Genomic DNA, 7,307 nt, shown 5'->3' with positions numbered 1-7,307 from the left:
GCATCACGCCCGACGCGCTTGTGCAGGCGAGCGTGCCGGAATACTCAACCGCAAGACTCTCGTTATGAGCGAGGGACCGCCGGGGGGCAGGTCACGATCCTTCTGCCGGATCTTCGCAGGCTTGTCTTTCCAGCGCTCGGGTATCCGGCCTTCCTTGATGGCCGCTTTCTCCTCCTCGGTGTTGCGCTGCTTCGGAGCCGGCACCACGGTCGCGTCGATGATCTGCCCGCCCATCGCGAGATAACCCCGATCGGTTAGCGCAGCATCAAAACGGGCAAATAGGCGGTCGATCGCCTTGGCCTTCACCAGCCTCTCGCGGAAGAGCCAGACCGTCGTCGCATCGGGCACCGTGCCGTCGAGCCCGAGCCCCAGAAAGCGCAGGAAGGAGAGGCGGTCCTTTATCTGGAACTCGGTTGCTTCGTAAGCGCCGACGGAATCCGGCCTTGACGCTAACCGCTTAGGCTGCGCAGCAGCGCTTGTACTTCCTGCCCGAGCCGCATGGGCACGGATCGTTACGGCCGACCTTGTTGGCCTGGATAGATCTGAGCGCATTCGCGTCACCATCATGCAGCAGCGCCAGCTTCCTCATACCGATGATTGCACGCGGTAGAAGCTCAGCGTGTTCGTCGCGGATGGCGTCAGCGTCTTCGCGTTCTTCGATCTGCTCGTCTGTCTCGATAAAGCCAACCAGCAGACCAAGGAACGTTGCTGTTCGCTCGTCGTCGGCCAGGTCTGACCAATATTCGGGATGCAGCTTCATGGCTCGATAGAAGCCCTTCATCCATCCCCGGACCCTGCCATGGTCAGCCTTCTGCCCCCTTTCGGAGAAGCTGGGTTGATAGCTCGGCCATCCCTTTTGAAGCTCCGCTTCAATCGCCCTGAACAGTGTCAGAACGGCGGCGAGGGCCTGCTCCATTCTGGCTTGATCCGTCACCGGGGGGAGCGCGGTCCACAAGTCCGCAATCCAGTCGGCGATTTCCAATTCTGGTGTCACCAGCACGCCGGTCAGGTAGCCGTCCATTTCCAAGGGCGGCAGGAGACCGGGATCCCAGGCGAGAGGTGTGAACAGAGCGGAGTGAGGCTGTGATGTGTTCATGCAGCCTGAGCCGTATCGCGTAGGGCCTGCCAGCGCCATGGCAGGAGTTCGTCGATCCGGTTGATTGGATGATTGCCGATACGCGCAATGACGTCGGTGAACCAGGCTTCGGGCTCTACGCCGTTCAAGCGGCACGTTTCGGCAAGCGAGTAAAACAGCGCCGAGGCATCCCCGCCCTTGATGGACCCGACGAACATCCAGTTGCGCCGCCCCAGGGCAACGCCGCGCAGGGCATTTTCGACCAAGTTGTTGCTGATCTCGAGCAGGCCGTCTTCGCAATACCGAACCATCGCCGCCCAGCGGTTAAGCGGATAGCGGCATGCCTTCGCCAAGGCACTGTCCGAAGACAATCCTTGCATCTGGGCTTCGAGCCATGGTCGCAACGCAGCCAGTTTTGGGCGGGCCAGCTGCTGGCGAACCCGCCGTCGCTCATCGGGCGGTGCTCCCTTGATGTCGCGTTCGATCGCGAAGAGCTCGCTGATCCTAACCACCGCTTCAGCCGCTACCGGCGACGGATTCTTTTCCAGAATGTCGGTGAAGTTGCGCCGCGCGTGGGCCCAGCAGCCGACCTCCGTTACCCCGCGCGGTGCCTTGGTCTTGGGGTCATGATACAGCGCGTTGTAACCGGCATAGCCGTCCGCTTGAAGGTATCCGCGGTAACCGGCAAGGTGGGCTGCGGGATGCTTGCCGCCGCGCCCGGTCGTGAAGCGGAACGCCACAGCAGGCGGGCTCATATCCCCGCTTGAGCGGCTGTCGCGCAGATAGACCCAGAAGTAGGCGGTGTGACTACCATCTGCGCCCTGCAGCAAGGTCACGGGCGTTTCGTCGCCGTGTATCTTTGGAGCTTCCAGGATGTAGGCGAGCAACCGTTCGCCGAGCGGCGCCATCAGCCAGGCCAGCTTGCGGGACCAGCGGCCCATCACGTCGCGATCGATCTCCACGCCTTGGCGGCGCAGGATCACCGACTGGCGATGCCAGGGCTGATGATCGACGAAGCGGCTGACGACGAGATGCGCGAGCAATGCGCTGCTTGCCATCACCTTGGGCAGCGGCAGATCAATGGCCGGCGCCTGACGGATCGTTTCGCAGGACCGACAGGCAATGCGAGGGCGAACATGACGTAGGACACGGAAGCAGGCGGGCACGTAATCCAGCACTTCCGTGACATCTTCGCAGATGACGGTCTCGTTCCCACCGCAACCGCATGGCTCGGGAAGATGCTGGGTCGTCTGCCGCGGGATATGCGCGGGGATCGGTGCTCGGGTTCCGGCTTTGCGCGTCGGCTTCGCATTCGACACCGCAGGTGCGTCATCATTGGCCGGCTCTGGGGCATCGACCTCTTCGAACATCAGACGCAGCTGCGCGATATCCATCTTCTCGGAGCTGCGACCGAACTGGACGCGCAGAAGCCGGGCCAGACGGTGCTCCAGCTTTTCGATCGTCAAGCCCTGAACTTTGACGATCTGCTTTGCCGCCCCCAGTTCGGCCCGCTCCAGCTCCATGACCTCAGCCATCTCCCGCAGCATTTTCTGCAGGAAGACGGGGTCTGTGGGGAGACGATCAAGGTCGAACCGCATGCCGTAGACTATAGCGCGAGCGGCATCTCGCGCCTATAGAAATGGCAGTTTTCCGGGCCTTTATCGCTCACGCGAGGGTCGGCGTGAACACCTCGTCGTGAACAATTGCCTGCCGCCAATCCAGCCCTTCGATCAGCATCGCCAACTGGGCGGCCGAGAGCCGGGCGGCCGCGCCGCCCTGGGTTCGGGGCCATACGAACTTCCCGCGTTCGAGACGTTTTGCATAGAGACAAAGCCCTGATCCGTCCCAGACCAGTGCCTTCAACCTATCGCCTCTTTTGCCGCGGAACAGAAATACGGCGCCGGAGAATGGATCGAGCTGGAGGATGTTGCGCACTTGCGCCGACAGCCCGTCGAAGCCCTTGCGCATGTCGCACGGCGCCAGCGACAGATAGATCTTCGCCGACGGCGGCAGCGTCAGGCTCAACGTTCAAGCTCCCCGATGACCTCGAGCGCCAATCTCAACGTCTCTCTGTCAACCAGCTTGTCGATCGATACCGTGAAGCCACCGCCGCGCCGAATTTCGATCCGGCCGGCGTCAGATTGCGTGGCCAGCGGTTCGGCGGGCGTCAGCTCAACCGGCACGAACCCGGCCATCGCGCCGCGGAGCAATTGCTTGCGCCAGGTATAAAGCTGACCGGTCCCGATCCCGTACCGACGCGCGACCACCGCCATGATGGCGCCGGGCTGCGTGGTTTCTTTCAGGATCGCCAGCTTCTCTTCGTCGCTCCAGTGCCGGCGCCGTTCCACCCGTACGACCGCTCCGCCATCTCGGCGAGCGCTCATACGAGGCTCTTTTGACTGCTCGATATCCACTCGCAAGGCCTCCATGTGCCCCGCGAAATTCACGCCGATCCACATCCGCACAAGGCCAGGTTCCGTCGGCGCTTACGTTGCTTCATCCGACAGCGAGTAGAGCGCCTGCAGCACAAGGATCTTGAACATCAGCACCGGGTCGAAGGGTGGGCGCCCACCCTTGCCGCGAGGACCACGGCGCAGGGCCGCCACCAGCGGGCCCCGGAAGACCTCAAAGTCCACGACCGCCGCCAGACGCTCCAGCGGATCGCCCGCCGCGCTCAACGCTTCATATCGGTTCGAAAGATCGAAGAAACCCGGCTGCCCTGCCATCATCGCCTCCGCTGCAATGCAAAGGCAGTGAATCAGCTCAAGCCCGTATCCGCCAGTGGTTTTTCGAGGCGTCCGGCTGCATACCGCTCGTCCAGATCGAAAAAGCCACGCTGTGCCGCCACTTCAACCCTCCATCGCTCACCTCGATGGAATCACAATCCCGCGATCATCACCATAGGTAAATCAGGGTGTCCATCGGTTTGGCGCGCGCCGAAGCGAAGCTCACCCTTTGCAACCTCGCTTATAACTTCAATAGGCTGATTTTCCACGAACGCCGGGAAAGCGTGGGCTGATTCTGCCTGCAATCCGGGAGAACCGGGTCAAATCACCCAGAATCACCCCGGCAACGGGCCAGCGGCGCGCTCGACGTCGTCGGACAGCATCGGTATCACGCTGTCGGATTGACCTGCCTCGAAATACTCGGTTTTTGCGGGTCTCCAGCTTCAACGATCGCAGTATTGCACAGCTACGGTGGTGCAGGGAGCCGTCCACGCCATCACATCACCGTAGAAGCCGGGGCCGTTAGGCGGTCGCTCATCTCCTAAAGTACTACCACCGTGCGGTTGAAATCGTCAGTAAACCGACGCTTCAGCTTCGCTCCCAAACCACCGAGCCTACTATTGGTGTCCGTAAGGCGAGGGAAGATTCTTGGGCGCGTTATACAGCTCAATATCATATTACTCTCAACATGCGTTCTTCATAGATTTCGATGTGGCGGCGAGTCACTTCATCGATATCAAAATTGTTTTCTGCGTGCACACGGGCTGCAGCGCCCATGCGTACGCATAAGTCGCGATCAATAATCAACCGATCAATAACATCAGCTAGCGCGGTACTTTCTTTTACTGGGCAGAGCAGTCCCGTCACTCCATCAACTATGGCGTCGCGGCATCCTGGGACATCGCTCGTCACCGATGCGCGGCCTGCGGCGGCTGCATCGATCAACGTCTTGGGAAACCCTTCACGATATGATGGTAGAACGATGATATGCAGGGTTGCTAGCACTGCTGCGATGTCTGAGGTGTGGGGAAGCCATTCAACTACGCCTTCTGCTAGCCATGCATCAATTTCTACACGTGTGATCGAAGTGGGGTTTGTGAGGTCTGGATCACCGATCAACAGAAAGGTAGCGTTACGACCCCTCAGACGTAGCTCGCGTGCCGCCTCGACGAATTCATAAACACCCTTATCTCGGAGCAATCTCGCAGGCAGGCCGATGCGCGTTCCGGCGCCGGCTGGATGCGGCTGCATTGTAATTTTTCTAAGATCAACACCTGAGCCACCAATACGGTGAATCGATATCTGATCTAATCCTGCAAACTCAACCATCTTCGCGTCGTCGGAATTCTGAAAAATAAAACTGACGTTGCGGCGGTTTAAACCAAAACCCATAAATCCATTTATCGTGCGGCGCAGTACTTTCTTCATCCCGCTGGCCTTGCCTGTGTAGACATAACCAAGCCCCGATACGGCGCCCACTATAGGGATATGGAGGAACTTCGACACAATACCGGCATGAAGTATGCACTTAATGGCAATTGCTTGGATTATCGCTGGCTTAGTGCGCCAGACGATCGCAAAGGCTCGAAGGAAGGACAGTATCTCTCCGAAAATTGAGGTGCCGCCTCGATTGACCTTCCACTCCGCCCAATCCGCGCCACTTGCGAGAATTGTCTTAATTGCAGTCGTGTGAGCAGGACAGGCGACGGTAACCATATAGCCATTTGCCACCGCTCCTCTGACCAAGTTTATCCGGTGTGAAACAAAAAATGGTGCGTCCCCGACGAAGAATAGTATTCTTTTAGATTTTTTCATAACTATCAGATTCCTATAAGTCTTTTGGTAGGGCTACTTTGTCTCCTCTACCGCGACCAAAGGCAGTTAGTAGTATAATCTTAAGATTAAGAGATAATGATTGCAACTTCATATAAATATGATCGCTGTTCGCCAGTTCTTGTGGACGGCTCATGTCGATATCGCGAATCTGAGCATAGCCAGTGATACCGGGCTTCATCGTATAGACACCAAGCACCGAGCGCGCATTTATCAATTCTTCTTGTACAGGTAGGCAAGGGCGAGGACCAACCAGCGTCATCTCGCCTCGTAATAAATTAATTGCCTGCGGTAACTCATCGAGCTTAGTTTTGCGAAGAAATCTGCCAACTCTTGTAACAGCGCTGACGCTGACTTCGTGCGTGCCGGCCGCGATAGTATCCCGCTTCATTGTCCGAAATTTATAGAGGGTAAATAGGGCCTGATGCTTGCCCACGCGTGCCTGCGCGAAGACCACGGGGCCAGGACTATCAATACGAATAAGTGCATAAATAATAATTAAAAACGGAATCAATAATAATAAAATGCTTATTGAAACAATAATGTCAGTTGCACGTACGGCATAGCGATAGGCTGATGATTTTAGTAAATCATCTGTTAAAATATAAATTTTATTTGGAGTAAAGTCCAGTTTAAGAAGGTGATCGGCAATGATTCCTAAAGATGTAGATGGCTTGATTATTTTAAAAACATCAAAGATATATTTACCAACTATCCCTGCGCTATTAAGAGGGCTTAGTCTTTTTCCGAAATACGATTTGCCGTGAAAATATCCTATATAGACATTATCAAGCTTGTCGCCAATTATATCTTTAACGCATTGTTGCGCGATCCTTTTGCTTATCGCATAATATGATGTGTTAGCATCGTCGAGTGACTGAATCGATGCAATATTGACAAAGCGCTGCCCCCCCATGCGGTTGAACTGGGCGCAAATCCAAGTAGAGAAGTCAACATTGTCTCGAATAAAATCGTTAAGCGATCCTGACTGATTATTATTTCGAACTGCTAAGTGAACAAGTGTATGGCATATTTGTTGGTTGGCAAGGAACTCGTAATCAGCAACATCAACTCCTTCAAGGCCGGCATAAAGCATGCGAAGAGAGGCGGAATTACGGCTAACTGCCAGTACTTTCCTGCCGTTTTTGGCAAGTATAGGAATAAGGTGGCGACCAATATTTCCGGATGCACCAGTTATTATAAAATCGTAATGGTTGGTTGTTTCAGCTATCATGGGGGTTTTTATTGCCTTTGGCGATGGTTTAATCATGCAGGAAACAGAGATGCCTCAGTCTGTCTGAAAAAATCCCCGTCCAAGTTAATTGTATCGTCTGCCGGTTCTCTCGCTATTGATGCTGGGCGTCATTCTGGTCGGGCTACGCCCTCCGTGTATGACGCCCAGCATCGGTATTCAGCTTCATACTTGCCATCTCCAGCGGAAGGTTGTCAAAGTAGGTGACCCTGTCCCGGAAAATGTAATTGCTCACGGGGTTGGCCAAGGCCTGAAGGCTCAGGCGACGGCGAACTTACCCTCGACGAGTTCGCGCACGGCCTGGAGGGCTGACTTTCCGTGCAGGCGAGCTGGACGCCTCGAAAAACCACTGGCGGATACGGGCTTGAGCTGATTCACTGCCTTTGCATTGCAGCGGAGGCGATGATGGCAGGGCAGCCGG

The 7,307-nt window shown here is 56.3% G+C and carries 6 protein-coding genes and 2 pseudogenes; all 8 read right to left on the bottom strand.

Annotated elements, in window-relative coordinates:
- Positions 1-90 precede the first annotated feature (90 nt).
- Positions 91-420, bottom strand: a pseudogene (locus QOL62_RS19360) (transposase); the annotation flags it as partial.
- A 37-nt stretch (positions 421-457) separates the two neighbouring features.
- A complete protein-coding gene (locus QOL62_RS19355; protein WP_283407279.1) occupies positions 458-1,021 on the bottom strand; it encodes a YecA/YgfB family protein in 564 nt (187 codons plus the stop codon).
- A 71-nt stretch (positions 1,022-1,092) separates the two neighbouring features.
- Complete coding sequence (gene tnpC / locus QOL62_RS19350; protein ID WP_283407278.1) at positions 1,093-2,673, bottom strand: IS66 family transposase; 1,581 nt, start codon at positions 2,671-2,673, stop codon at positions 1,093-1,095.
- 67 nt (positions 2,674-2,740) lie between these two features.
- Positions 2,741-3,100 carry an IS66 family insertion sequence element accessory protein TnpB gene (gene tnpB, locus QOL62_RS19345; protein ID WP_346770710.1) on the bottom strand — a complete coding sequence of 120 codons (360 nt, stop codon included), beginning with the start codon at positions 3,098-3,100 and terminating at the stop codon, positions 2,741-2,743.
- Positions 3,097-3,489 carry an IS66-like element accessory protein TnpA gene (gene tnpA, locus QOL62_RS19340; protein ID WP_283407277.1) on the bottom strand — a complete coding sequence of 131 codons (393 nt, stop codon included), beginning with the start codon at positions 3,487-3,489 and terminating at the stop codon, positions 3,097-3,099. Before tnpA ends, tnpB begins: the two co-directional genes overlap by 4 nt.
- A 75-nt stretch (positions 3,490-3,564) precedes the next feature.
- Positions 3,565-3,801, bottom strand: a pseudogene (locus tag QOL62_RS19335) (transposase); the annotation flags it as partial.
- A 672-nt stretch (positions 3,802-4,473) separates the two neighbouring features.
- Positions 4,474-5,616, bottom strand: coding sequence for a glycosyltransferase family 4 protein (locus tag QOL62_RS19330; protein ID WP_283407276.1), 1,143 nt, complete (start codon positions 5,614-5,616; stop codon positions 4,474-4,476).
- A gap of 13 nt (positions 5,617-5,629) precedes the next feature.
- Positions 5,630-6,904, bottom strand: coding sequence for a sugar transferase (locus tag QOL62_RS19325; RefSeq protein WP_283407275.1), 1,275 nt, complete (start codon positions 6,902-6,904; stop codon positions 5,630-5,632).
- Between the last annotated feature and the right edge of the window lie 403 nt (positions 6,905-7,307).

It is taken from the genome of Novosphingobium panipatense (genome assembly GCF_900182875.1).
GTDB lineage: Bacteria > Pseudomonadota > Alphaproteobacteria > Sphingomonadales > Sphingomonadaceae > Novosphingobium > Novosphingobium panipatense.
This window is presented reverse-complemented; position numbering and strand designations above follow the sequence as displayed.